Source organism: Nitrospirillum amazonense (genome assembly GCF_029594735.1).
Taxonomy (GTDB): domain Bacteria; phylum Pseudomonadota; class Alphaproteobacteria; order Azospirillales; family Azospirillaceae; genus Nitrospirillum; species Nitrospirillum amazonense.
On the sequence record NZ_JARPAF010000004.1, the window covers coordinates 1,807,427 to 1,831,183 of the forward strand.

Here is a 23,757-nt window from a genome sequence, read left to right on the forward strand (position 1 = left end):
GGCCTTAAGACGGCAACTTCACCGGCTGGGGCGGGTTCTGCAGGATCAGCTGGCCATAGGCCGTGGTGTGCTGGAACAGCACCTGCTCGGTCCACGACACCTGCGTCTTATCCGTGGGCGGGGGCGACACCGCCGCGGCCTGGGCCGGGGTCAGGTATTCGATCACCTCGCCGCCACCCTCGGACACCTTGTAGCTGGAGACGAATTCGTCAAAGGCGGCGGACTGCCCCTCGGGATTCAGCGCCTGGTTGTTGATGGGGGTGTAGGGGCCGGCCACGGCCTCCCCCTTCTTGGCATGGGCGCGGGCGTGCGAGATGAGGTGGGTGATGAGGTCGGTGGTCAGCGCACCGTAATAGGTGCCGTAATAGCCGGGAATCGCGTCCAGCATGGCGGACCCCCAGGCGTGGGGCACCACATCCACGTTGTTGTACATGTCGTGGTTCCAGATCTGCCAGGGCTGGCTGCCCGTCTGGTCTGCGCCCGCCCAGCCGGTGCCGTTGATCAGCGCCGCGAAGGGGGCATTGCCCGGGGTGGCGCCGGCGGTGGCGTAGATCATGGCGTCGCCGGCCGTCCACGAACTGCCCTGCAGCAGGCCGGCGGTGGGGTCGAAACAGGCCATGGCCAGCGTCGGCGACAGGGCGCCCGCCAGCGAGTGGCCGGTGAAGGTCAGCGTGGTGCCGGCGGGCGGGGTCAGCCCCTTGAGGAAAGCCACCAAGGTCTGCTGGGTGATTTGGGTGTCGATGATGCCCAGCAGGTTGGTGATGCCGGTGTACGTCGCCATGGAGATGCAGGGAATCTGGGCGCTGGGCTGGGTATCGTTGGTGCCGCCATTCCACATCTGCAAGGCCCCTTCCCAGGCCACCACGGTGGCCACCGCGAAATCCTCCTTCAGCCAATCGTAGAAGGATTTGAAGTTGGTGGCGGCGATGGCCACGACATAGCGGGCCAGCGTGGGGCTGTAGACCACGAATAGCGCGTTGGCGGCGTTGAAGCGGGCGGTGGGCGGCGACGCCTCCCAACGGACGCTTAATGCGACCGGATTGATGCACAGGACCTGGGGGCCCCATACCACGGTCCAGTCGTCAGCCCCCAGCTGCGAGCCAGCGGCCTTGATCGCCTTGTCGACGCCGGTCGTCAGGATGGCCGTCAGCTGCGCCGCCGCCGCCGTGGCGCCCGCCTGCAGGGCGGCGTTTTTGGGCAAGGACTTATCCAAGTCCACCGTCACGTCCTGCCCGCCGGCGTCGTTGGCGATGTTGTTGAAGAAGAAGGTGGTCTGCCACGCGTCGTAGGTCGTCACCATCCCGTTTACTCCCGCTGATTGCAGGACGCCATCAAGAGCGTCCCAGATGAAGGCGGAAATACAATTAATACGTATGTATTTTCCGTTCAACACGCGCATGAGATGCATGTCGCCAGGACAGCCCGCCTGCGACAAAGACGACAGTACCGGCCCCATCCATACCCGCCATCGGGGGCGGCTGATATCATGGCCGCGCTCTGGGCAATGGGTGTGGTCGGCGGACGTGCGTGTGCAACGGCGGGTGTTGGAAATGACGGTGAAATGGCGGGCGGCCGCCCTGGCGGCAGGCCTGTCGGGTGCCGCCTTGATGACCGCCACCGGGACCAGCGCCCAATCGCCGGCCCCGTCACCAGCCTCGCCGGAGGTCGCTCATGCCGTCCCGGTGGATGCCCCGCAAACCCAGGCGTACCAGAAGGCCGACCCCCATCATGGTCTGGCCCGCCGCCGCGCGGCCGTGGCGGCGGCGGCCAGCACCGACGCCGCCTGCCGGGAAATGGGCGATTTTTACTGGGAGATCGGCGACGGCAGCGGGACCCTGGCCAGCGGCACCCGGGGCAGCCGCTACAGCGCCAACAAGCCCTTGCAGGTGGCCAGCGCCAGCAAGCTGGTCTTCGCCGCGTATGTGGTGGAGCGGGTGGGCGGCCAGCTGACGCCGGATCAGCTAGACGCGCTGGAGATGCGGTCCGGCTATGACAACTTCAACCCGCTGGCCTGTTTCGCCGCCCACACCGTGGCCGCCTGCCTGGACCGGCGCGGCAACGGCTTGCGGAATGCCGAGCACCAGGGCCGGTTCAGCTATAACGGCGGCCACGACCAGTATCTGGCCACCACCCTGGGTCTGGGCGATCTGGATCGCTACGGCCTGGCGGCGGAGGTGCGGCGGGTGTTGGGCCCGGACCTGCACCTAGACTATGCCGCCCCCCGCGTGTCCGGCGGCCTGAAGGCCAGCCCGGCCGCCTATGGTGCCTTCCTGCGCAAGGTGGTGTCCGGCCATCTGCGCATCCATGACCTGCTGGGCAGCCACCCCGTCTGCACCCAGGGGCCCGACTGCGCCGCCGTGCAGGCGCCGGATTTGCCCCAGCCCTGGCACTACAGCCTGAACCATTGGGTGGAGGATGGCCCCGGCGGCGACGGCGCCTTCAGCAGCCCGGGCATGATGGGCTTCTATCCCTGGATCAGCGCCGACCGCCGCACCTATGGCCTGATCGCGCGCGAGGTCATGGCGCCGAAGGCGTATCTGGCCAGCATGGCCTGCGGCCAGGCCCTGCGCCGCGCCTGGAATCAATAGTCGGGCTTCGTGTTCGGCCGGATTTCGTGGTTCCGGGCGGCAGCATCCGGTGGGCCGGCTTCCTACTTGGCCTTGGGTGCCGGCTTACCCCAACCGGTGGCGTCGAAATAGACGCGCACGCGTCGCTGCTGGGCGTTTTCCAGGGTGAACTGGTCCAGCACATGGTCGTTTTCCGTCAGCTGGCGCTGTTCCACCTGCTTCCAGCCCGGATAGAGGATGCCCAGCGTGGTGTATTCGCGCTTGGTGCCGGCGGCGCTATCGGTGATGCCGGCCAGCACGATGGGGTCGCTGGCGAGGTCCCCCTGCCCCTTGCTGGCCGGCAGGTTCAGCTTGGCCTCGATGCTGTTCAGGAATTCCTGGTGGCTGGATATGCAGGGGGCGCAGCCGGCGCGGCGGGCGATGTTGTACCAGTACTGCGCCTCTCCGGCGCCGCCGCCGGGGATGCTGCCGTTGTTGTACAACTGGCCGTAGATCAGGGCGGCCATGCCCAGGCCGGCCTGGGCGGCGGGCTTCACCACCTGCGCCGCCTTCTGCGGATCCCGGGCCGTACCCCGGCCGTAGTAATAATAGACCGCCAGCGCCTCGCGCGCCTTGAGGCTGCCGCGGGCCATGGCCTGGTCGAACAGCGCCAGGGCGGAGGCCATGTCCTGCGACGACGGTCCCTTGCCGTTCTTATCCTCCATCTGCGCGTCGGCCTGGGCCACCAGCCGCTGCGCGTCCGGCGGATCGACGGGGGGATTGATGTGGCCGTCCAGCGGCAGGGTGGACATGGCCATCTGACCCGCCCGGCCCTGCGCGCCGGGCATAATGGTATCGGGCGTCTGGACCGGCTCGGCCTGCGCGGGAGGCGCCTGTACCGCCGGAGCCGGCAGGACGGGAACATTGATCGGGGCGGCCGGCGAGGCGGCGGGCGCCTGCGTCACTGACTGGGCAGAACCCGCAGGCTGGGCGGACGCCGGCGCGGGTGGGGCCTCAGGGCCCTGGGCCAACCGGGACAGCAGGCCGTCGCCGGGCTTGGCGGGGGCGGTATCGTCGTCACCCTCGAAAAAGGCGCAGCCGGACAGCAGGGACGCGGCCAAGCCGGCGGCGGCGACGGAAGCGGAAAGACGACGCGAACGCATGACACCCCGATATGGATGATACCCAGGACGAACCGCAAGCCGGTCCCGCGCCCACTGTAGGCCATGGACGCGGATCCGCAAGCGACCCAGCTTTACACGGGCACGATAGCCGCCAGTCAGCGCACACCCCGTTGGCGCGGATCCAGTCAGCGCATCAGCGCCAGGACGCCGCCAGCCCCGATGAGCAAGCCGCCGGTGAGGCGGTTCAGCTGGCGGGCGGCCTTGGGCGTCTGCAGACGGCTGGCCAGGGTTTGCCCGCCGATGGCGTAGGTCAGGATCCAGCCGAACTCGATCACCACCATCAGCACGGTCAGCAGGACCAGCTGCGACGTCAGCGGCTGGGCGGCGTCGATGAACTGTGGGAAGAAGGCGGCCATGAAGATCAGCGCCTTGGGATTGGAACCGCAGACCAGCAGGCCGCGCAGCAGCAGTCGATGAGCGCTGGCGTCGGCGGGACGTACGGCCTCCCCCCGCTGTTCCACGTCCGCCTCGGCGCGCAGCGTCTCCTTCGGGTCCGCCCGCCAGGCTTGGACACCGAGGTACAGCAGGTAGGCCACGCCCAGTACCTTCACCACCATGAACGCGGTGGAGGAAGCCTGCAGCAGCGCCGCCATGCCCACCGCCGACAGGCCGGCCATGGCGCCCAGCGCCAGGCACATGCCCGCCCCCGCCCAGGCCGCGGCGCGCACGCCATGGCGCAGGCCGATGCCCATGGCGAACAGCATGTTCGGGCCGGGAGTGGCCGACAGTAAGAAGCAGGTGACGGCGAAGGCCGATAGGGTCTGCCAGCTCAACATGCCCAGGCGTCCTCGAAGGATGGAGTGGGGCGGGAGTTTAACGCGGAAGACCCCGGCTGATGAGGGGGATCGCGCGCAGGGAGCCCATGCTGCCATGCCATGGCGTCCATCTCGGGACAGCAAGCGCAACTCATTATTATTACTCGTATATCCCGCGTTGGCCACGCACGCGGCGGGTTGACGGGCGCCATGACTTGGCTAGTCTTCCCGGCATTCCCCGTTCCTGCGCAAGGCCATCCCCATGAAGGACTTCTCCGACCTCACCGAACAGGAGCTGCTGGCGCTGGCCGTGTCGCTGGAGGAGGAGGACGCGCGCATCTACGACGAATTCGCCACCGGCCTGCGCGAGAACTTTCCGGAAAGCGCCAAGGTCTTCAACGCCCTGGCAGCCGAAGAGAACGGCCATCGCCACCGCCTGATCGAGCTGTACCGCCAGCGCTTCGGCGAGCATATCCCCCTGATCCGCCGCCAGGACGTGCGCGGTTTCGTGCAGCGCAAGCCGGTTTGGCTGATCCGCCCGCTGTCGCTGGAGACAGTGCGCCAGCAGGCCGAATTGATGGAGGCGGAGACCAAGCGCTTCTACACCCGGGCGGCCCGCCGCTCCACCGACGCCGCCATCCGCCAGTTGCTGGGCGACCTGGCGGATGAGGAGCGCCGCCATGAGGCCCGGGCGGAGCAGCTGGAGTCCCGCCTGGTGACGCCTCAGGTGCGGGAGGAGGAGCACGCGTCGGAACGCCGCCTGTTCGTGCTGCAGGTGGTGCAGCCGGGCCTGGCGGGGCTGATGGACGGTTCCGTCTCCACCCTGGCGCCGCTGTTTGCCGCCGCCTTCGCCACCCACGACACCTGGCAAACCTTCCTGGTGGGCATCGCCTCGGCCGTGGGCGCCGGCATCAGTATGGGCTTCGCCGAGGCGCTGTCCGACGACGGCAGCCTGACCGGCCGGGGCAGCCCTTGGCTGCGCGGCCTGGTCTGCGGAATCATGACCGCCGTGGGCGGCCTGGGGCACACCCTGCCCTATCTCATCCCCCAGTTCTGGACGGCCACGGCCGCCGCCGCCGCCGTTGTGGTGGTGGAACTGGGCGTCATCTCCTGGATCCGCAACCGCTACATGGACACGACCTTCCTGGCCGCCGCCTTCCAGGTCATCATCGGCGGCCTGCTGGTGTTCGCGACGGGGATTTTGATCGGAAGCGCGTGACGCGCTTCTCAGACACGGGCGCCCCCGGATGGGACGCCGGCATCTGAAGAAACTACACAGCTAGGCCGCGGCGATGGGCACCGGATAGTCGCGGGCCAGCGCGGCCCAGGATGCCGGCGCCACGCCGACGATGGCGGCGACCAGCTGGCGCGCCTCTTCGGCGTCGTCCTGGATGCACGCCTGCTCCAGCGACTGCGCCAGGTACTGCAGGCGGCGCAGGCCCAGATTGCCCACGGTGGAGATCAGGCTGTGCGCCTCGCGCCGCGCCTCGGGCAGGTTGCCGGCGGTGACCAGGCCGGCGGTGCGGGCGATGCGGGCCTGTCCGAAGCTGACGAACTCCCGCACCATGTCCACCGTGCCATCACGCCCCGCGAGGTCCACCAATTTAGCCAGCGGCTCGCCATCGAACAGGGGTTGGTCGGCCATGGGAAAGCCGTCGCTGGGGCCGGCCATGGGCTGTGGCCCCTCCGTCGCGCCAGGGACCGCCGACACGGCGGCCCCACCGGTCCAGCGGGCCACCAGGTCAAGGAAGCGGCCCTGGTCGAAGGGCTTGGACACGTAGTCGTCCATGCCGGCGGCCAGGTATTCCTCACGCATGCCCACCATGGCGTTGGCGGTCATGGCGATGACCGGCACGCGGTGGCCCGGCGGCTCGCCCGCGCGGATGCGGCGCGTCGCCTCCAGCCCGTCCAGGCCGGCCATCTGGATATCCATCAGCACCAGATCCACCGGCGGCTGGCCCAAGGCGATAGTGGCGCCCGCGGCCCCGTCGCTGGCCAATTCAACGGCGTAGCCTTCGGTGCGCAGCATCATCTCCGTCAGGCGGGCGTTGATGCTGTTGTCCTCCACCACCAGCACGCGGCGGCCAGCGCCACGTCTGGGCGGGGGGGCTGGGGACGGGGCGGAGGGAAGCGGCGCCGCTTCGGCTGCGGCCTGGCCGGGCAGGCGCGGCAGGGTCAGGTCGATGATGAAGGTGCTGCCCTGGCCGGGTGAGCTGTCCAGGGTGATGGTGCCGCCCATCAGGGTCACCAGTTCGCGGCAGATGGACAGGCCCAGGCCACTGCCGCCATAGCGCTGGGCGATGCTGTCGTCACCCTGGACGAAGCGGTTGAACAGCCGCGCCTGCTGATCCGCCGTCATGCCGATGCCGGTATCACGCACCGTCAGCACCACGCGCAGGTCGCGCGGGCGGCCCGCGTTCCCCACCGGCGCGCCTTCGACCACCTCGGCCGTCAGCTGGACCTGCCCCTTGTCGGTGAACTTCACGGCATTGCCCAGCAGGTTCAGCAGCAGCTGGCGCAGGCGGCGGGCGTCGCCGCGGAAGGTGGCCGCCGCCTCGGGCGCGATGCGCGTGCTGAGGGCCAGACCCTTGGCCCGGGCCTGGCCTTCCATCAGGCGCGCGGCCTCCGTCACCACCGCGGCCAGCTGGAAGTCCGTCGCCACCAGGTCCACCCGCCCGGCCTCCAGCTTCGAAAGGTCCAACAGATCGTCCACCAGCAGCAACAGGGTCTGCGCGCTGTCACGGATGATCGCGGCCAGGTCGCGCTGCAGGGGCGCCAGCGGCTCCGCCGCCAGCAGCTGCACGGCCCCGATGATGCCATTCAGCGGGGTGCGGATTTCATGGCTGGTGGCGGTCAGGAAGGCGGACTTGGCGGCATTGGCGTCTTCCGCCACGCGGCGCGCCTGCTCCAGCTCGGCGGCGGCCGTGGTCAAGGTATCGCGGGCGGCGCGCAACTCCTCCTCCTGCCGCACCCGCTCGGTGACGTCGCGGGCGGCGGAGATCAGCAGGGGCATCCCGTCGTCGCCCCGGGTGAGAGAGATGATGGTCTCAAGCCAGATCCAGCGGCCGTCCTTGTGACGCAGGCGGAAGCGGGCGGAAACGCCGCTGGCAAGGTCGCCGTCGGCCATGGCCCCGGCTGCGCCGGAACCGGCCCGCGAGGCCGCCGCCGATAGCGCGTCCAGGGTGGCGTCGATGGCATGGTCGTCCGGATGGCGCAGATCCGACAGGGGCAGCTGCGTGAATTCCGCCACGCCGTAACCCAGGATGCGTTCCACGGAAGGGGAAACGTAGAGGCGGGTGCCGTCGGGCCGCGTCAGCAGGATGATGTCGCTGGCGCGATCCGCCAACAAGCGAAAGCGGGCCTCGCTCTCTTCAAGCGCGTCGCGCGCCTCCACCAGGGCGGTGATGTCGCGGCCGACGCCGCGCCAGCCCCGGATGGCGCCGTCGGCGTCATAAAGCGGGCGGCCCGACAATACGATGTGGTAGCGCCTGCCGCTGGGGTGGCTCACCACATAGCGCAGGTCGCGGAATTCCTGCTTGTCGGCACCGCCGGCCAGGGCGGCGGCGGTCTCGGGCGTGGGGGTCAGGCCGCCGATCTGCTTCTGACCCACCATGCGCAGGGGATCGAGGCCGATGGACCGCACGCCGGGCGACACATAGGTCAGCCGGCGGTCCGGATCCGCCTCCCAGTACCAATCGGTGGACACGTCGATCAGGTCCCGGAAGCGCACCTCGCGCTCCGCCAGGTCGGTGGCGCCCTGTTCCAGGTTATGGGCCATGGTGTTGATGGCCCGGGCCAGCACGGCGAATTCGGCGTCCGACGCCCGTTCCGGCGCGCGCGCCCCCCGCTCGCCCCGGCCGATCCGCTCCACCACCCGGGTCAGGGTGCCGAGGCGACTCATGACCGAGGTTTCCAGCGCGAAGATCCCCAGCAGGAGGGCGGCGGCGGCCACGGCCGCCAGGCCCATCATGCTGCGCCAGAAATCATCGTCCGCCTCACCCACCGCCTCGGCCCGGGGCAGGCTGACCACAACGCGGGCATTGATGCCCTGCAGGGTGCCGAAGCCGATAATGCGCGGCACACCATCCAGCCCTGCCGACAGCAGCGTGCCCGTGGGTTGGGCGAACAGCTGCGCAACCAGGGCGTCGTCCAGCCGCTGGCCGGTTAGGACCGCGCCGGACGGGGTGTTCCCCAGCGGGGCGGCCGCGCCGTCCGCCTGGGGCTCCACCGGAAGGGGTGCCGCCGCAGCGGGTGCCTGGGCCGGGGCGGGGAAGCGCACCAGCACCTCGCCTTTGGCATCGACGATGGCGAACAGGCCATTGGGCATGTCGGCGGCCATGGCCGCCAGGCGACCGGCCCAGTTCAGCCGCATGCTGGCCCGGGCCACGGACTTGACCTGGCCATCCGGACCCAGGATGGGGCGGGCCATGGCCAAGATGGGGGCCTGCGTGGTGCGGCCTATCATGTAGTCGCTGAGCGTGGCGCGGCCGGTGCGCACCGCCTCCTGGAAATAGGGGCGGTCGCTGACATTGAGGGCGGCCGGGGGGTTGCCGGTGGAGGCGCAGATCGTGGTGCCGTCGGGCCGCGAGAGGAAGACGTTGGCGATCCACGGCTCCGCCGCCTTCAGCCGGACCAGGTCGCCGGCGCAGTCGCCGGCCGACAGATCCACCTCCTGCAGGGCAACGGTTTCCACCAGATGGCCAAGCTGCTCCACCAGCACCCGGTGTTCCTCCTCCGCCACCTGGGTCAGGATGCGCACGTGGGCCTGGGCAGCCATGACCGCCGCCTGGCGCCTGGACTGCCCTTCCACCACCATCAGGGCCGCCATGGCGCCGATGACGGCCACCAGCAGCAACAGCAGCCTGCTGCGCAGTCCCGGTAGCCGCATCACCCCTCACCGTCCGCGCGCCGCATGCACCGCCCCCGATTACAGCCGGCAAGCCCTGGCCGGCAAGCCCCTGGAAGGCATACCAATATCTATATTAGGGCCGGGCGCCGCCCCCGCCAAGAGCGGCGCCCGCCGCGAGACTGGCGATTGGGTGGTAGGAAGGTCCCGTCATTCCACCATGCCGTTCCGGACATACCGGGCCCCGCCGGCCGGACTGGCGGCCGCGCCGCCGCCCACGGCGCTGATTCGCCCGAATTCCTGATCAACAGGTCAAGATTTCATCATTCTGCAACACTTGCCCCGACACAGATGGTGGACGCATGTGCGTCAATATTCATCTTATTGATAGTAAATTATTTTTTGACCATTTCTGCGCAAAAAAGCTGCGCTGCACTTTGTCGCGCCGCCCGTATCACATGTGCTTTGACGGCCACAGTTAGGGGCAAATCGGCGCGTTTTGGTGGGAGTTGGGCAAGAAGGCCGCGCCTCTGTAATGGTGTTGTAATACGAAGAAGGGAATAAAGCGCCCGACACGGCCTCACCTGGCTGAACGAACGGGTGCGGACGGGTGTGTGGCTGACCGAACGACGAACGATCCAAATTCTGGGGGCAATCGATGAAGAAGCTTAATCGCGCGCAGGCGCCGGGGCGCCGCTACGCCACTTTCCTGAAGCTTGGCACGGGCATGGTCGCCCTGGCGACCGCCACCGCCTGGGTCGCTCCGGCCCTGGCGCAGTCCACCGCGTCCGAAATGGATGAGATCGTCATCACCGGCGCGCGCAAGCAGCCCAACATCGCCGGCCTGATCCAGGCCGAGACGTCCCCGAAGTCTCGCTCCACCGTGACGCAGGAATACCTGGCCACGCAGACCGCGGGCCAGAGCGTGCTGGCCAGCCTGAACCTGCTGCCGGGCGTGAACTTCACCAACAACGACGCCTACGGCTCCTCCGGCGGCAACATCCGCATCCGCGGCTTCGACGGCAACCGCGTCTCGCTGACCTTCGACGGCATTCCGCTGAACGACACCGGCAACTACGCCATCTATTCCAACCAGGTCATCGATGAAGAGCTGGTGAACCGCGCCACCGTCAACATCGGCACCACCGACGTCGACAGCCCGACCGCGTCGGCCACCGGCGGCACCATCAACGTCCAGACCCGCAAGCCGCTGGACGAGCTGGGTGTCGAAGGCAAGCTGAGCTTCGGCAGCAACAGCTACAAGCGCATCTTCACCGTGCTTGACACCGGCGACTTCGGCCCCGGCAACCGCACCTCGGCCTTCCTGGCCGCGTCCTACCAGGACTACGACAAGTTCAAGGGCTACGGCAGCCTGCAGAAGAAGCAGTTCAACACCCGTATCTATGAGGATCTGGGTGGCGGCGACTTCATCTCGGTCGCGGCCCACTACAACGAGAACCGCAACAACTCGTACCAGACCAACAGCCGCGCGACGTTCGCCTCGAACTACTTCGCCGACTACAACAACACCTGGGTGCCGCAGACGGCCGTCAACGGCAAGGCCGATACCGTCCCCAGCACGGACAGCAACTACTATAATGTGCGCGTGAACCCGTCCAACACGGGCAACATCCGCGGCCAGTCGCGCTTCCACCTGTCCGACGACGTCATGCTGACCGTCGACCCGTACTTCCAGTACACGCTGGCCAACGGCGGCGGCACCACCTCGATCAAGGAAACCGACCCCCGCCTGATCGGCACCAGCAAGACCGCCAAGGGCGTGGACCTGAACGGCGACGGCGACCTGCTGGACACCGTGCTGCTGTACGCCCCCAGCAACACCAACACCTTCCGCAGCGGCGTCACCTCCTCCCTGATCTGGGACATCGACGACAACAACCGCCTGCGCGTCGGCTATACCCTGGACTACGGCCGCCACCGTCAGACCGGTGACTTCAGCTACATCGGCGCCGACGGCACCCCGCTGGACGTGTTCGGTGGCAAGAACTCCGGCCAGATTTACGCCGCCGACGGCTCGCAGCTGGAAGCCCGCAACCGCTACTCCATCGCCGAGCTGAACCAGGCGTCGCTGGAATACGTGTTCAAGGCCCTGGACCAGAAGCTGACCGTGGTGCCGGCCCTGCGCCTGCCCTTCTTCCACCGTGAGCTGAACCAGTACTGCTATACCTACACCAGCACCTCCACCAACGTGGCGTCACTGAGCAGCAACCAGTACTGCACCACCAACCCGACGATCACGCAGACCAACCTGTACCGGACGCCGTTCACCGGCACGAAGGACTTCAGCGATCCGCTGCCCAGCCTGGGCGTCGTCTACCAGATCACGCCGGAACACCAGGTCTACTTCCAGTTCTCGGAAGGCTTCTCCGCGCCGCGTACCGACAACCTGTACGGCGTGAAGACCGACCAGCCGGGCATCGTCGATCCGGAAAAGACCTATAACTTCGAACTGGGCGAGCGTTTCCAGACCAACTGGCTGATGACCTCGGTCAGCGGCTGGTACACCCGCTACATCAACCGCATCGTGTCCGCCCTGGACCCGAACGACGCCAACAACACCATCGACCGCAGCCTGGGCCGCGTCGATCTGTACGGCGCCTCGATCGAGGCCGGTTTCGCCATCACCGATCAGGTCAACTTCTACACCTCGGGCAGCTACACGCACTCCGAAGTGAAGAACAACCTGGCCGGCCCGGCGGGCTACGTCTACAACACGTCCGGCAAGCAGCTGGTGGACACGCCGGAATGGATGGCCGCCGGCCGCGTCGAATACAAGCCGCTGGACATCCTGTCGGCCTCCATCGAAGGCAAGTACACCGGCACCCGCGCCGCCACCGACGTGAACGACGAATGGACGACCCCGTTCTTCGTCGCCAACTTCGAGACCCGCCTGGATCTGCCGGACGCCGGCGGCTTCAAGGGCACGTACCTGCAGTTCAACGTGAACAACCTGTTCGATCGCCGCTACCTGAACACGATCTCGTCCTCGACCTCGATCGCCACGGTGGCCGGCAAGAGCAGCCTGCCGTTCTACCAGGTTGGCGCCCCGCGCACGTTCATGGGCACCATCCATACCTCGTTCTGATCGCGCGTTCCTCCGGCGGTCTGCGAGCCGCCGGGCCCAATGCGAAAGGGGCGGCCTTCGGGTCGCCCCTTTTTCTTTGGTTCATCGCGGAACACCGGGGAATGTATAAGGCGCGCGATAAGACGGATTTTCTCGTCGGGCGCGAACGCGCCGCCCGCTCTTTGGGCAATGGGCGGTAGTGCCTACTGATTCGGCAGCGGCCCCGGCGCGGGCCCCGTCCCCACCCGCGAAACGATGCAATTTGTCGCTGTTACCGTTTGGTTTTTAATTTGCAACAGATGTGTGTCGGACAGCTCATTCTGTCGCCTGGTTATTTTTGTCCAATTTCAACATTTTTGGCGCAAGTTTATCGCTTAAGTGTAACCAAAAAGCTACAGACATGCACGGAATCGGCCGCCCTACCCCTTGGGTCGTTGACGCATTGCTAACGTGATCGGAAAACTTCCTCCCAAGCCAAACAGAACGCTGGGCAGAAGCGGACTGGGGAGCTGCCGCCAGAGGCCGGGAAACACGCCCAGGCGGCGCCGAACGGGGAACAACCAATCCGAAATGGAGATGGACTACATGAAGGGATTTGAGAGCAGGATCCGTCAGTCGCTGCTGACGGGCGCCGCCCTTGGCGTGTGCGCCCTCACGATGTCGACGACGGCCTACGCCGCGGCGGCCGCCGACGATCTGCAGGAAATCGTCATCACGGGTTCGCGTATTAAGACGGATTCGTCCGCCGGCATCAGCCCGGTGACCAGCGTCGGCAGCGAGGAAATCAAGCTGCAGGGCGCCACCCGCATCGAAGACGTGATCAACAACCTGCCCCAGGCCTTCGCCGGCCAGGGCAGCATGATTTCCAACGGTTCCAGCGGTACCGCCACCGTCAACCTGCGCGACCTGGGTGCGTCCCGTACCCTGGTGCTGGTCAACGGTCACCGCATGCCCGCCGGTTCGCCGCTGAACCCGGCCGCCGACTTGAACGAAATCCCCGAAGCCCTGGTGAAGCGCGTTGACGTGCTGACCGGCGGCGCCTCGGCCGTGTACGGCGCCGACGCCGTCGCCGGCGTCGTCAACTTCGTGATGGACGACAATTTCGAGGGCGCCAAGGCTGACATCAGCTACAGCTTCTATCAGCACAACAACGACGCCACGAAGTTCCAGAACGCCGTCAAGGCGCGCAACTTCGGCCTGCCGGAAGACGACGTCACCGACGGCTTCACCCGCACCTACTCCGGCGTGCTGGGTGTGAACACCCCCGACGGCAAGGGCAACATCACCGTCTACGCCGACTATCGCAAGACCATGGCGGTGACGCAGGACAAGCGCGACTACAGCGCCTGCGCCATCAGCGTCTCGGCCAAGGGCGCCTATTCGTGCGGCGGCTCGGGCACCACGGCCCCGGCCCAGATCATCGACAACATCGGTGGCGGCGACTACATCGTCAGCGGCACCAGCCTGCGCGACTACACCTCGGCCGATGCCTTCAACTACGCGCCGTACAACTACTACCAGCGTCCGGACCAGCGTTACTCCGCGGGCTTCTTCGGTCACTACGAATTCAACCCGCATGTCCAGGTCTACACCGAGTTCATGTTCCACGACGACCACACGGTCGCCCAGATCGCGCCGTCGGGTGTGTTCGGTCAGGAATTCCTCATCGGTTGTAACAGCCCGCTGCTGTCCGCCAGCGAAGTCACCACGCTCTGCACCAACAACGGCCTGACCGCCTCCGACCAGGCCGATGTGAGCGTCCTGCGCCGTAACGTCGAAGGCGGCGGCCGTATCGACGACCTGCGCCACACCTCCTACCGCGAGCTGGTCGGCCTGAAGGGCGACCTGTGGGACGGCTGGAGCTATGACGCCTACGCCCAGCGCAGCACCGTCATCCTGTCGGAAACCTACAAGAACGACTTCTCGCTGGCCCGCACGGCCGAGGCGTTCAACGCCACGACCGATGCCAACGGCAAGCTGGTCTGCGCCAACTCCGCCGCCGTGGCCGCTGGCTGCGTGCCCTACAACGTGTTCAGCAGCAGCACGGCCATCGATCCGGCCGCGCTGACCTACCTGCAGACCCCGGGCTTCAAGGAAGGCTCGACCGTCCAGGACGTGGTGGATGTCTCCATCAGCGGTGATCTGGGCCGTTACGGCATCCAGAGCCCGCTGGCCAGCCATGGCGTCGGCATCGCGTTCGGTACGGAATACCGTCGTGAAGAGCTGACCCTGAAGGTCGACCAGGAGTTCGACAGCGGTGACCTGGCGGGCCAGGGCGGTCCGACCCACGGTGTGGCCGGTGCCTACGACGTCCGTGAAGCCTTCATGGAAGTCAAGATTCCGCTGGTCCAGGACAAGCCCTTCGTCAAGGACCTGAACCTGGAAGGCGGTTACCGCTATTCCGACTACAGCACCTCGGGCAAGACCGACACCTACAAGGTGGGTGGTGAGTGGGCCCCGACCTCGGACGTCCGCTTCCGCGCCGGCTTCAACCACGCCGTCCGCGCGCCGAACGTGGTCGAGCTGTTCACGCCGTCGGGCGTGGCCCTGGGCCTGTCCAACGACCCCTGCGCCGGTGCGGCCCCGACCGCCACGGCCGCGCAGTGCGCCAACACCGGTGTGACCGCCGCCCAGTACGGCAAGATCGTCGCCAACAGCGCCGGTCAGTACAACGACCTGGAAGGTGGTAATCCGAACCTGCAGCCGGAATCGGCCGACACCCTGACCGTGGGTGCCGTGATCACCCCGACCTTCCTGCCGGACCTGACCTTCTCGGCCGACTACTTCAACATCAAGATCGACGGCCTGATCAGCGGCATCGGCGCCGATCTGATCATGACCAACTGCTTGACCGGTGTTAACACCAGCTTCTACTGCCCGCTGATCAAGCGCTCGGCGACCGGTTCGCTGTGGCTGGGCACCACGGGTTACGTCACCAACACCAACCAGAACACCGGTAGCGAAGAGACGTCGGGTATCGACTTCAACACCAACTACCGTCTGGACCTGGCCGACATCGGCATTGAGAAGCTGGGCGCCCTGAACTTCAACTTCACCGGCACCTATCTGATCGATTTCGTCACCCAGGCCCTGCCGGGCTCGGACGGCTATGATTGCGCCGGCCTGTACGGCGCGACCTGCTCCACGCCGCTGCCGGTGTGGCGCCACAAGGTCCGTATGACCTGGGAAACCCCGTGGGATGCGACCATGTCGGTCAACTGGCGCCACATCAGCGGCGCCGATTGGGAACGGACCAGCAGCAACGCCACGCTGAACGGTTCCGTCATCCCTGGCCTGGCTCACATCGACAGCTACGACTACTTCGACTTCTCGGCTTCCTACCAGGTCAGCGATTGGCTGACCCTGAGCGGCGGCGTGAACAACGTCTTCGACAAGGATCCGCCGCTGGTCACGACCCAGGTGAACGGCAACTCCTCGTTCATCAACGGCAACACCTATTCTCAGGTGTACGACAGCCTGGGCCGTTACTTCTTCTTCCAGGCTTCCGCCAAGTTCTAATCGAACACGGCATAGCCTTCAGTCCAGAGACGGCGGGTCCCCCGGGGCCCGCCGTTTTCTTTTTCCATTCAATGCGTTGGCGATGGTTGCTTGACCCTGGGCGACAGCCGTCGCTATTCCGCCCGGTGTAAAGCCGTGGCACACTGCCGCCCACGGATCACGCCTTAGGAATCCCGGACCATGTCGTTCAAGAAGATGCCGTCGCTGACGGCCGCCACCCTGTTGCTGGCCTTGGCCGTGGCACCCGCCGCCCCGCAGCCGGCCCGCGCCGCCGAGAGCCTGGCCTCCTGCCGGGCGATTGGTGACGCCACCCAGCGTCTGGCCTGCTATGACGCCCTGGCCGCCGCCGCAGCCAACGCGCCGGCCGCCCCCCTTCCCAACGCCGCCACTGCCAACGCCACCCCAACCGCGCCCGCCGTGCCGGAGGATCCCACGGCACGGTTCGGCAAGGAAAAGCTGCCCCGGACGGAAGAGCAGCAGGCCAAGGACGATGCCGAACAGGATGAGGAGATGCATTCCACGGTCGCCTCGTCGGTGGCCCTGCCCTATCGCCTGTTCGCCGTGACCCTAGCCAACGGCCAAACCTGGGTCAGCAAGGAGGCGCTGACCTTCGACCCGAAGCCGGGCGACGAGGTGCGCGTCATGCACGGCCTGTTCGGCAGCTACTCTATGGTGGTGGGCCGCAGCCGGCCGGCGAAGGCGACGCGCGTGAGCTGACCGTCCATCAGCACCTCAGTCATTACATCGTGTATTTCGAAGGGCGGCCCTCATGGCCGCCCTTTCCGCATGCCGACTCGGGGGCATGGCCATTCAGCGCCAGGCCCGGACCGAACCCGCACAATCAACCCTCTACACCATCCGGCATACCTCTGGCGCGGAACACAGGGGCATTGGCAAGCGCGAATGGAAAGCGCCCAGCGCCTGGCTGTGCCAAACCTGACCATTCGGTCAGAAAATGGTTGCCGCAACCCCAGGCTGCGCCGATGCTGATGGCATCCCAGGAACGACAGGCGCGGCAAACCGCCCGCGGGCCTCGGGGCGGGTAGGTTCGGGGCTCGTCAACGATCGCCCCGCCCAACCACGGCAAAAAGGGCCTCACAATAAAACGGCCCCACAATAAAACGGGCGGAATCCATCGAGCCTGCTTTCGTCAAATCCAATCACGAAAGACGGGGACAACAATGTCGAACAGGGCAGTTCCTATAACGGGCAAAGATCAAAAGAAGATGCGCGCCATGCTGACGTCGTTTCTGGCGGGTGGCGCGGCCGCCCTGCTGGCTGGCGGCACCCAGGCGCAAACGGCGGCCACCGCCACCGACGACTCGGTGTTCCAGGAAATCGTGGTGACGGCGCGCAAGCGGGCGGAAAGCCTGACCGAGACGCCCACCGCCATCTCCGCCTTCACGGCGGAGGACCTGCAGCAGCGCAACATGGAAAACCTGGCGGACGTGGGCAAGTACGTCCCCAACCTGGAGATCAACCGCTTCGGCGTGGGCAACCCGGCCCATGCCGCCATCTTCATCCGCGGCATCGGTTTGCAGGACCACATCATCACCACCGACCCCGGCGTGGGGGTCTATGTCGACGGCGTCTACCTGGGCCGGCAGATGGGGTCCAACCTGACCCTGGCCAATATCGAGCGGGTGGAGGTGCTGCGCGGGCCGCAGGGCACGCTCTACGGCAAGAACACCATCGGCGGCGCCGTCAACATCATCACCGCCCAGCCGGGCGACGAGCAGGTGACCAAGGCGGAACTGAAGGTGGGCAGCCGCGCCCGGGTCGAGGCCAACGTCTACACCAACACCAAGGTCACCGATAAATTAGCCGTGTCCTTCACCGCCGCCGTCAACCGCCGCGACGGGATCGGCCAGGCCCTGAAGGTGAACGCGCCCGAGGATGTGGGCGAGATCAACGAGGTATCGGGCCGCGCGGCCGCCAAGCTGCAGGCCTCGGAAACCTTCTCGCTGCTGCTGACCCTGGACGCCATGAACGGCATCTACGGCAAGACGCCCACCACCATGGAGGTGAACAACCCCAACGGCTTCTTCACCGGCACCCTGGGCCTGAGCGAAAGCCTGCTGCCGGCCAACCCGGACGACAGCAATTCCAATCACGCGGAACTGTTCAAGCAGACCATCCAGAACCGCGGCGCCTCGCTGACCGCCAACTGGGAGCTGAATGAGAACCTGACGGCCAAGGTGCTGGGCGGCTTCCGCTATACCCACTACACCGGCGGCCTGGACGACGATCAGACCTACCTGGACCTGGAATCCTATCCGGAACGCGGCTTCGCCCGGCAATATTCGGTGGAACCGCAGCTGAACGGCGAATACGGCAAGCTGGACTTCGTCATCGGCGCCTATGCCAGTGATGAGCAGGGCAACACCAATTCAGGTCCCACCGTCTACATAAGCCCCAGCGGTTATTTCGACCTGAAGCAGACGACCAGCAGCTACGCCGTCTACGCCCACGCCGGCTACAAGATCCTGGACGATCTGAAGCTGTCGGCCGGCGCCCGCTATTCCGATGACCATAAGGACGCCAGCGCCCAGTTCGACAGCTGGACCGATCCTTCGCGCGTCTACCGCAGCCAGTCGTGGAGCGCCACCACCTGGGACGTGTCGGCCACCTATGACATCGCCAAGTCCGTGGCCGCCTACGCCACCATCTCCCGCGGGTACCAGAGCGGCGGCTTCCCGCCCCGGCCTTTCAACGGGCCCAGCTACTTCACCGCCTTCAACCCCACCTTCGCCACCAATTACGAGACGGGCATCAAGGGTGTCTTCTTCGACCTGCTGCAGATGAACGTGTCGGGCTTCTACACCGAGTACACCGACCTGCCGCTGGAGGTGTCGCAGCCATCGGCCACCGGCTTCAATACCCGCATCGAGAGCGCCGGCCAGTCGGAGGCCAAGGGCTTCGAGGTCGAGGGCACGCTGAAGCTGAGCAGGGCCTTCGACATCCAGACCTCCGTCGGTTTCATCGACGCCCAGATCACGGCGGTACCGAGCGACGCCACCGCCATCAAGGTCGGCTTCACCCCGGCGCTGACCCCGCAGTGGACTCTGTCGGTGGCGCCGCAGTACCACCTGTTCCTGGAGAGCGGCACCATCGACGCCCGCATCGACTATTCCTATCGCGGCAAGGAATACGGGCAATCGGCCAACGACAGCTACAACCTGATCAAGTCGCGCAGCCTGTTCGGTTTCAACATCGCCTACACACCGGCCCAGGGCCATTGGACGGCGGCCGTGTATGGCGAGAACATCTTCAACAAACGCTACGACGTGGGCCGGCTGGATGACGCCTTCGCCGGCTTCACCGAGATCATCCGCAACAACGACCGCAGCGAATTCGGGCTGAAGGCCACATATACGTTTTAAAGCCCCAGGCTGATCTTCCCCGGGGGCGATGACTGACGGCCCCGAACCTGGACCCCGCCCGGACGGCACGCCGGGCGGGGCCTTTTCTTTGGCCAAGCTGTGGGCGCCGGCGACTGGGGGCCCGCCTCAGTGCACCCCGGTGGTGTCGGCCACACGCGTGGGCTTGGGTGCCAGCCAGATGACCAGGGCCGACAGGCCGAAGGCGATGGCCACCCCCAGGAAGATCTGGTTGGTGGCCAGCATGACACCCTGGCCCTGCACGATGCGGTCCAACTGCTGGATGGACAGGTCGGGACCCACCAGGCCGGGACGCAGCAAATCCGCCAGTTCAGCCCGGTTGCGGGTGGCGCCATCCTCCCACAGCGTGTTGACGAGGGAGGTGGCGAAGGCGCCCGACAGCGTGCGCAGAAAGTTCATCAGGCCCGCCGCCGAGGCGGTTTCCTCCACCGTCACGCTGGCCAGCGCCAGGCCGGTGAGAGGCACGAAGAAGAAGGGCATGCCCAGACCCTGCAACAGCAAGGGAAAGGCGATCTGGCCATAGGTCATGTCGGTGCTGGAGCCGCTGCGGTAGAAGGTGACCAGGCCCAGCCACATCAGGCCGAAAAACACCAGCGGGCGCGGATCGACCTTGGCCGACATCCTGGCGACCATGGGCGCCGCCATGACCGCCAGAATGCCGGTGGCCGCCGTGGCGTAACCGGCCCAGGTGGCGGTGTAGCCCATATTGCTCTGCAGCCAGAGCGGCGTCAGCACGGTGGCTCCGAAAAAGGCGCCGAAGCCCAGGCTGATGGTCAGCACCGCCATGGCGAAGCCGCGATGGCGGAAGACCTTCAGATCCACGACCGGATGCGCCTCCGTCAGTTCCCAGATGAGGAAGGCGGCCAGGCCTATGGCGGCGACGATGGCCAGCGCCACGATCTCGGTGGAGGAGAACCAGTCCATGTCCTTGCCCTCGTCCAGCATGATCTGCAGGGCGCCCACCCAGACGATCAGCAAGATCAGGCCCACCAGGTCGAAGCGGGGGCGAACGGTCGGCGTCTCGAACAGTTTCAGCAGGACCCAGCAGGCCGCCGCGCACAGGATGGCGATGGGCACGTTGATGTAGAAGATGAAGGGCCAACCCCAGCTGTCGCACAGGGTGCCGCCCAGGATGGGCCCCAGGATGGGCGCCACCAGGGTGGTCATGGCCCAGATGCCCATGGCGGACGGCGCCTTTTCCTTGGGGAAGACGCGCAGCAGCAGGGTCTGCGACAGGGGCATCAGCGGCCCGCCGGCCAGGCCCTGCAACACCCGGAACAGCACCAGCATGCCCAGGGACTGGGCGAAGCCGCAAAGGGCGGAGCAGATGCCGAAGCCCAGCATGGCGATGACGAAGGTACGCACGGTGCCGAAGCGGCCGGCCAGCCAACCGGTCAGCGGCACGGTCACCGCCTCCGCCACCGAGTAGGAGGTGATGACGAAGGTGCCCTGGCTGGAGGAAACGGCCAGGCCACCGGCGATGTTGGGCACCGAGACGTTGGCGATGGTGGTGTCCAGGACCACCAGGAAGTTGGCGGCGGCCAGCAGCAGCGCCGCCACGGCCAATTGCCCGCCGGCCAGGGTCTTGGGCGCCCCGGCGTCGGAGACGGCGCTGCTCATGGGCGGTCCCTCAGCGCTTGCCGGCGGCGCCAGTCGGCGCCGTATCGATGGTGACGTTCATGGACAGGCCGACGCGCAGGGGATGGATCGCCAGCTCGCTGGGGTCCAGCACCACGCGCACGGGCACGCGCTGCACCACCTTGATCCAGTTGCCGGTGGCGTTCTGGGCCGGAATGACGGCGAAGGCGGAGCCGGTGCCACCGGCCAGGCCGGCGACCTGGCCATGGAAGACGACGCCCCCGCCATAAAGGTCGGCCGTCAGCTCCGCCGGCTGGCCGGGACGCACATGGGCCAGCTGCACCTCCTTGAAGTTGGCATCGACATAGGCCTCGCCCACCGGCACCACGCTCATCAGCATGGTGTCGGCCTTGACCCGCTGGCCCACCTGCACCTGGCGGCGGGCGACGACGCCGTCGAAGGGGGCCCGCACCGTCGTGCGGCCCAGATCCACCTGGGCCTGCTCCACCCGGGCGCGGGCGGCCATGACCTCGGGATTGGTGGCCACGTCACTGTCGGCGATCAGCACGGTGTTCACCTTTTGCGAGCCCTGGGCGGCGGCGCGGTTGGCTGCGGCCTGGGCCCGGGCCGCCTTGGCCACGGCCAAGTTGGCGGTGGCGGTGGCGAAGGCGTTCTGGGCGCTGGTCAGTTCCTCGCCCGACACGGCGCCGGAGGCGGCCAGCGCCCGGCGCCGGTCCAAATCCACCCGGGCGCGATCATAATCGGCCTGGGCGGAGGTCAGCTGCGCCTCGGCCCGGGCGGCGTCGGCGTCGCGCGCCGCCACCTGGGCGGCCAGGGCACCATCATTGGCGAAGTAGCCGCGCACCCGGCGCTCCGCCTGGCCCAGCTGGGCCTGGGCTTGGGCCAGGGCGATGCGCGCGTCGGTGTCGTCGATGAGCACCAGCACGTCGCCCTTCTTCACACTTTGCGTGTCCACCACCGGCACGGCCCGGACGGTACCATCGACGGAGGAGGTCACCTGCGCGGCGTCTGCGTTGACGTAGGCGTTATCGGTGGAAACGTAGCGACCGCCCGTCACCAGGCGATAGCCGCCATAACCCAAGCCCGCCAGCAGGACGACGGCGCCCAGGCCGGCGAAAAGGTGGCGCCGGGGCGATGGCTTCCTGGCGGCCGGCGCGAGGACATGGACGGAGGAGGGTTCGGCCGCCTCGGCGGCGGGGGTGCGGGACGGGGTGGACATGGGGATGATCCTCGGGAGCGCGGCGGGTCAGCGGGCGGCGACGGTTTGGGGAGCGGCGGGCGCGGCCTGATAGCCGCCGCCCAGCGCGCGGATGAGGGCGATGTCCAGCGTGAAGGCGCGTGCCTGCAAATCGGCCAGGGCGCGACGGTCGGTGATGAGGGTGTCCTCCGCCGTCAGCACGTCCAGGTATGTGGAAAGCTTGCCCTCGTACCGGGCGGTGGCGATGCGATGGGCATCGGCGGCCGCGGCCATGGCGTCGCGGGCGTGGGTCAGCCGCGTTTCCAGCGCGCGGGCGCTGGCAGCGGCGTCGGCCACGTCCTGCAGTGCCTTGGCCACCGTGCCGTCGTAATCGGCGACGGCGGCGTCGTAGTCGGCCCGGGCACCCCGATACTGGGCGGCAAGCGCCCCGCCTTCGAACAGGGGCAGGCTGACGGCCGGGCCGACGCTGCCGATGGTGGCGCCGGATTTGGTCAGGGCGTTCAGGCCCAGGGTCTGCACCCCGAAATAGGCCGCCAGGTTCACGTTGGGATAGAAGGCGGCCTTGGCCACGGCGATGCGCTTGGCCGCCGCCTCCACCGTCAGGCGGGCGGCCACCACGTCGGGACGGCGGCCCAGCAGATCGGCCGCCAGGTTGGCCGGCAGGCCGAATGCCTTCAGGCTGGCGCCGGCCGGCGGCTGGATGGACAGGCCCCGGTCGGGCCCGGCGCCCATCAACGCGGCGAGGCGGTTGCGGGTCAGGGCGATGGCCTCGTCCTGGGCGGCCAAGTCACCCCGGGCTGCCGCCTCGCGCGCTTCCGCCTGGCGGACAGCGCCCAGGGTTTCCAGCCCGTTCTCCCGCCGCTGGCGTACCAGATTCGTGCTGCGCACCCGCACGTCCACCGCCTCGGCCGCGGCGTCGCGGTCGGCCGCCTGCTGCGCCAGGTCGGCGTAGGCGGCGGCGATACCGGCCGATAGGGTCAGGCGGGCCTGCGCCACCTCCGCCCGCGCCGCCTCGGCGTCCGAGGTGGCGGCCGCCAGGCTGGCGCGGTTCTTCCCCCAGAAATCGAAGTCATAGCTGAGGTCCAGGGTGGCGCGCGGCACCTCGTGATAGCCCTTGGGCACGAAGGCTGGCGGGAACAGGTAGCGGTAGCTCTGCTTGTCCTCCGTCACCTGGGCGTTGGCGGTCACGCGCGGCAGCAGGGCGGCATCCGCCTGGTCGGCCAGGGCCTCGGCCTTGCGCAGCCGCGCCGCCGCCGCCGCCAGGTCCGGCGCGCCGGCCAGCCCTTCCTCGATCAGCGCATCCAGTTGGGCGTCGCCATAGGCGGCCCACCACCGATCCTGCGGCCAAGCGACTGCGGCGATGGCGGGAGAGGAAGGGGCAAAGCTGGCTTGTGTGGCAAAGCCGGCGGCGGCGCGCGGCGCGGGCGCCGGGCCCACCTCCGGTACCCAGGCACAGGCGGACAGGCCCAGGAGTGCTGCGGACAGGCACAGGGAAACGCCCAGGCGCTGCAACGGGCGGCTGGGAAGGGAAGCGGGGGCGGACATGAGGGCCTACTGGCATAAATAAACCGTACGGTTTGGTTTTATGGGCTTGCGTGGCGATCTGGTCAAGCCATAAACGTAC

The 23,757-nt window shown here is 67.4% G+C and carries 13 protein-coding genes; 6 read left to right on the forward strand and 7 right to left on the reverse strand.

Features of this window, described 5'->3' with window-relative positions; translation table 11 throughout:
* Positions 1 to 4: 4 nt before the first annotated feature.
* On the reverse strand, positions 5 to 1,300 hold the full coding sequence (locus tag P5F91_RS28655; protein ID WP_277908925.1) for a hypothetical protein: 1,296 nt from the start codon (positions 1,298 to 1,300) through the stop codon (positions 5 to 7).
* Between the two features lie 250 nt (positions 1,301 to 1,550).
* Here P5F91_RS28655 and P5F91_RS28660 point away from each other — a divergent pair, with 250 nt between their 5' ends.
* Entirely contained in the window at positions 1,551 to 2,588 is a 1,038-nt protein-coding gene (locus tag P5F91_RS28660; RefSeq protein WP_211106827.1) for a hypothetical protein, read from the forward strand.
* 62 nt (positions 2,589 to 2,650) lie between these two features.
* On the opposite strand, the gene P5F91_RS28665 is transcribed toward P5F91_RS28660, so the two are convergent.
* Together P5F91_RS28665 and P5F91_RS28670 are read right to left on the reverse strand one after the other, a co-directional pair.
* A complete protein-coding gene (locus tag P5F91_RS28665) occupies positions 2,651 to 3,709 on the reverse strand; it encodes a tetratricopeptide repeat protein (protein WP_145608891.1) in 1,059 nt (352 codons plus the stop codon).
* A gap of 146 nt (positions 3,710 to 3,855) precedes the next feature.
* On the reverse strand, positions 3,856 to 4,506 hold the full coding sequence (locus P5F91_RS28670) for a LysE family translocator (protein WP_246134207.1): 651 nt from the start codon (positions 4,504 to 4,506) through the stop codon (positions 3,856 to 3,858).
* A gap of 241 nt (positions 4,507 to 4,747) precedes the next feature.
* On the opposite strand from P5F91_RS28670, the gene mbfA reads away from it, so the two are divergent.
* On the forward strand, positions 4,748 to 5,704 hold the full coding sequence (gene mbfA, locus P5F91_RS28675) for an iron exporter MbfA (protein ID WP_145608890.1): 957 nt from the start codon (positions 4,748 to 4,750) through the stop codon (positions 5,702 to 5,704).
* Between the two features lie 60 nt (positions 5,705 to 5,764).
* Here mbfA and P5F91_RS28680 read toward each other — a convergent pair whose 3' ends face one another.
* Positions 5,765 to 9,373 (reverse strand): ATP-binding protein, encoded by a 3,609-nt coding sequence (locus P5F91_RS28680; protein WP_277908926.1) that lies wholly within the window; start codon positions 9,371 to 9,373, stop codon positions 5,765 to 5,767.
* A gap of 616 nt (positions 9,374 to 9,989) precedes the next feature.
* Between P5F91_RS28680 and P5F91_RS28685 the strand changes: the two genes are divergently transcribed.
* From P5F91_RS28685 to P5F91_RS28700, 4 genes are all read left to right on the forward strand, one after another.
* Positions 9,990 to 12,437 carry a TonB-dependent receptor gene (locus tag P5F91_RS28685; protein ID WP_211106826.1) on the forward strand — a complete coding sequence of 816 codons (2,448 nt, stop codon included), beginning with the start codon at positions 9,990 to 9,992 and terminating at the stop codon, positions 12,435 to 12,437.
* 564 nt (positions 12,438 to 13,001) lie between these two features.
* Positions 13,002 to 15,935 (forward strand): TonB-dependent receptor domain-containing protein, encoded by a 2,934-nt coding sequence (locus P5F91_RS28690; RefSeq protein ID WP_277908927.1) that lies wholly within the window; start codon positions 13,002 to 13,004, stop codon positions 15,933 to 15,935.
* 180 nt (positions 15,936 to 16,115) lie between these two features.
* Positions 16,116 to 16,652, forward strand: a complete 537-nt coding sequence (locus P5F91_RS28695; protein ID WP_145608888.1) for a hypothetical protein — start codon at positions 16,116 to 16,118, stop codon at positions 16,650 to 16,652.
* Between the two features lie 518 nt (positions 16,653 to 17,170).
* Positions 17,171 to 19,318, forward strand: a complete 2,148-nt coding sequence (locus tag P5F91_RS28700) for a TonB-dependent receptor (RefSeq protein WP_186454541.1) — start codon at positions 17,171 to 17,173, stop codon at positions 19,316 to 19,318.
* Positions 19,319 to 19,444: 126 nt separating this feature from the next.
* Here the strand turns inward: P5F91_RS28700 and P5F91_RS28705 are convergent, their stop codons facing one another.
* The 3 genes from P5F91_RS28705 to P5F91_RS28715 are packed head-to-tail and all read right to left on the reverse strand — an operon-like array spanning position 19,445 to position 23,678.
* A complete protein-coding gene (locus tag P5F91_RS28705) occupies positions 19,445 to 20,956 on the reverse strand; it encodes a DHA2 family efflux MFS transporter permease subunit (RefSeq protein WP_145608886.1) in 1,512 nt (503 codons plus the stop codon).
* A 10-nt stretch (positions 20,957 to 20,966) separates the two neighbouring features.
* Complete coding sequence (locus tag P5F91_RS28710; RefSeq protein ID WP_145608885.1) at positions 20,967 to 22,154, reverse strand: HlyD family secretion protein; 1,188 nt, start codon at positions 22,152 to 22,154, stop codon at positions 20,967 to 20,969.
* A 27-nt stretch (positions 22,155 to 22,181) separates the two neighbouring features.
* Entirely contained in the window at positions 22,182 to 23,678 is a 1,497-nt protein-coding gene (locus P5F91_RS28715) for an efflux transporter outer membrane subunit (protein ID WP_277908928.1), read from the reverse strand.
* Between the last annotated feature and the right edge of the window lie 79 nt (positions 23,679 to 23,757).

Excerpts from the sequence above, each read along its gene's own strand:
- P5F91_RS28655 (WP_277908925.1), bottom strand. The coding sequence starts at position 1,300 with ATGGTGACGACCTACGACGCGTGGCAGACCACCTTCTTCTTCAACAAC.
- P5F91_RS28660 (WP_211106827.1), top strand. The coding sequence starts at position 1,551 with ATGACGGTGAAATGGCGGGCGGCCGCCCTGGCGGCAGGCCTGTCGGGT.
- P5F91_RS28665 (WP_145608891.1), bottom strand. The coding sequence starts at position 3,709 with ATGCGTTCGCGTCGTCTTTCCGCTTCCGTCGCCGCCGCCGGCTTGGCC.
- P5F91_RS28670 (WP_246134207.1), bottom strand. The coding sequence starts at position 4,506 with ATGTTGAGCTGGCAGACCCTATCGGCCTTCGCCGTCACCTGCTTCTTA.
- mbfA (WP_145608890.1), top strand. The coding sequence starts at position 4,748 with ATGAAGGACTTCTCCGACCTCACCGAACAGGAGCTGCTGGCGCTGGCC.
- P5F91_RS28680 (WP_277908926.1), bottom strand. The coding sequence starts at position 9,373 with ATGCGGCTACCGGGACTGCGCAGCAGGCTGCTGTTGCTGCTGGTGGCC.
- P5F91_RS28685 (WP_211106826.1), top strand. The coding sequence starts at position 9,990 with ATGAAGAAGCTTAATCGCGCGCAGGCGCCGGGGCGCCGCTACGCCACT.
- P5F91_RS28690 (WP_277908927.1), top strand. The coding sequence starts at position 13,002 with ATGAAGGGATTTGAGAGCAGGATCCGTCAGTCGCTGCTGACGGGCGCC.
- P5F91_RS28695 (WP_145608888.1), top strand. The coding sequence starts at position 16,116 with ATGTCGTTCAAGAAGATGCCGTCGCTGACGGCCGCCACCCTGTTGCTG.
- P5F91_RS28700 (WP_186454541.1), top strand. The coding sequence starts at position 17,171 with ATGCTGACGTCGTTTCTGGCGGGTGGCGCGGCCGCCCTGCTGGCTGGC.
- P5F91_RS28705 (WP_145608886.1), bottom strand. The coding sequence starts at position 20,956 with ATGAGCAGCGCCGTCTCCGACGCCGGGGCGCCCAAGACCCTGGCCGGC.
- P5F91_RS28710 (WP_145608885.1), bottom strand. The coding sequence starts at position 22,154 with ATGTCCACCCCGTCCCGCACCCCCGCCGCCGAGGCGGCCGAACCCTCC.
- P5F91_RS28715 (WP_277908928.1), bottom strand. The coding sequence starts at position 23,678 with ATGTCCGCCCCCGCTTCCCTTCCCAGCCGCCCGTTGCAGCGCCTGGGC.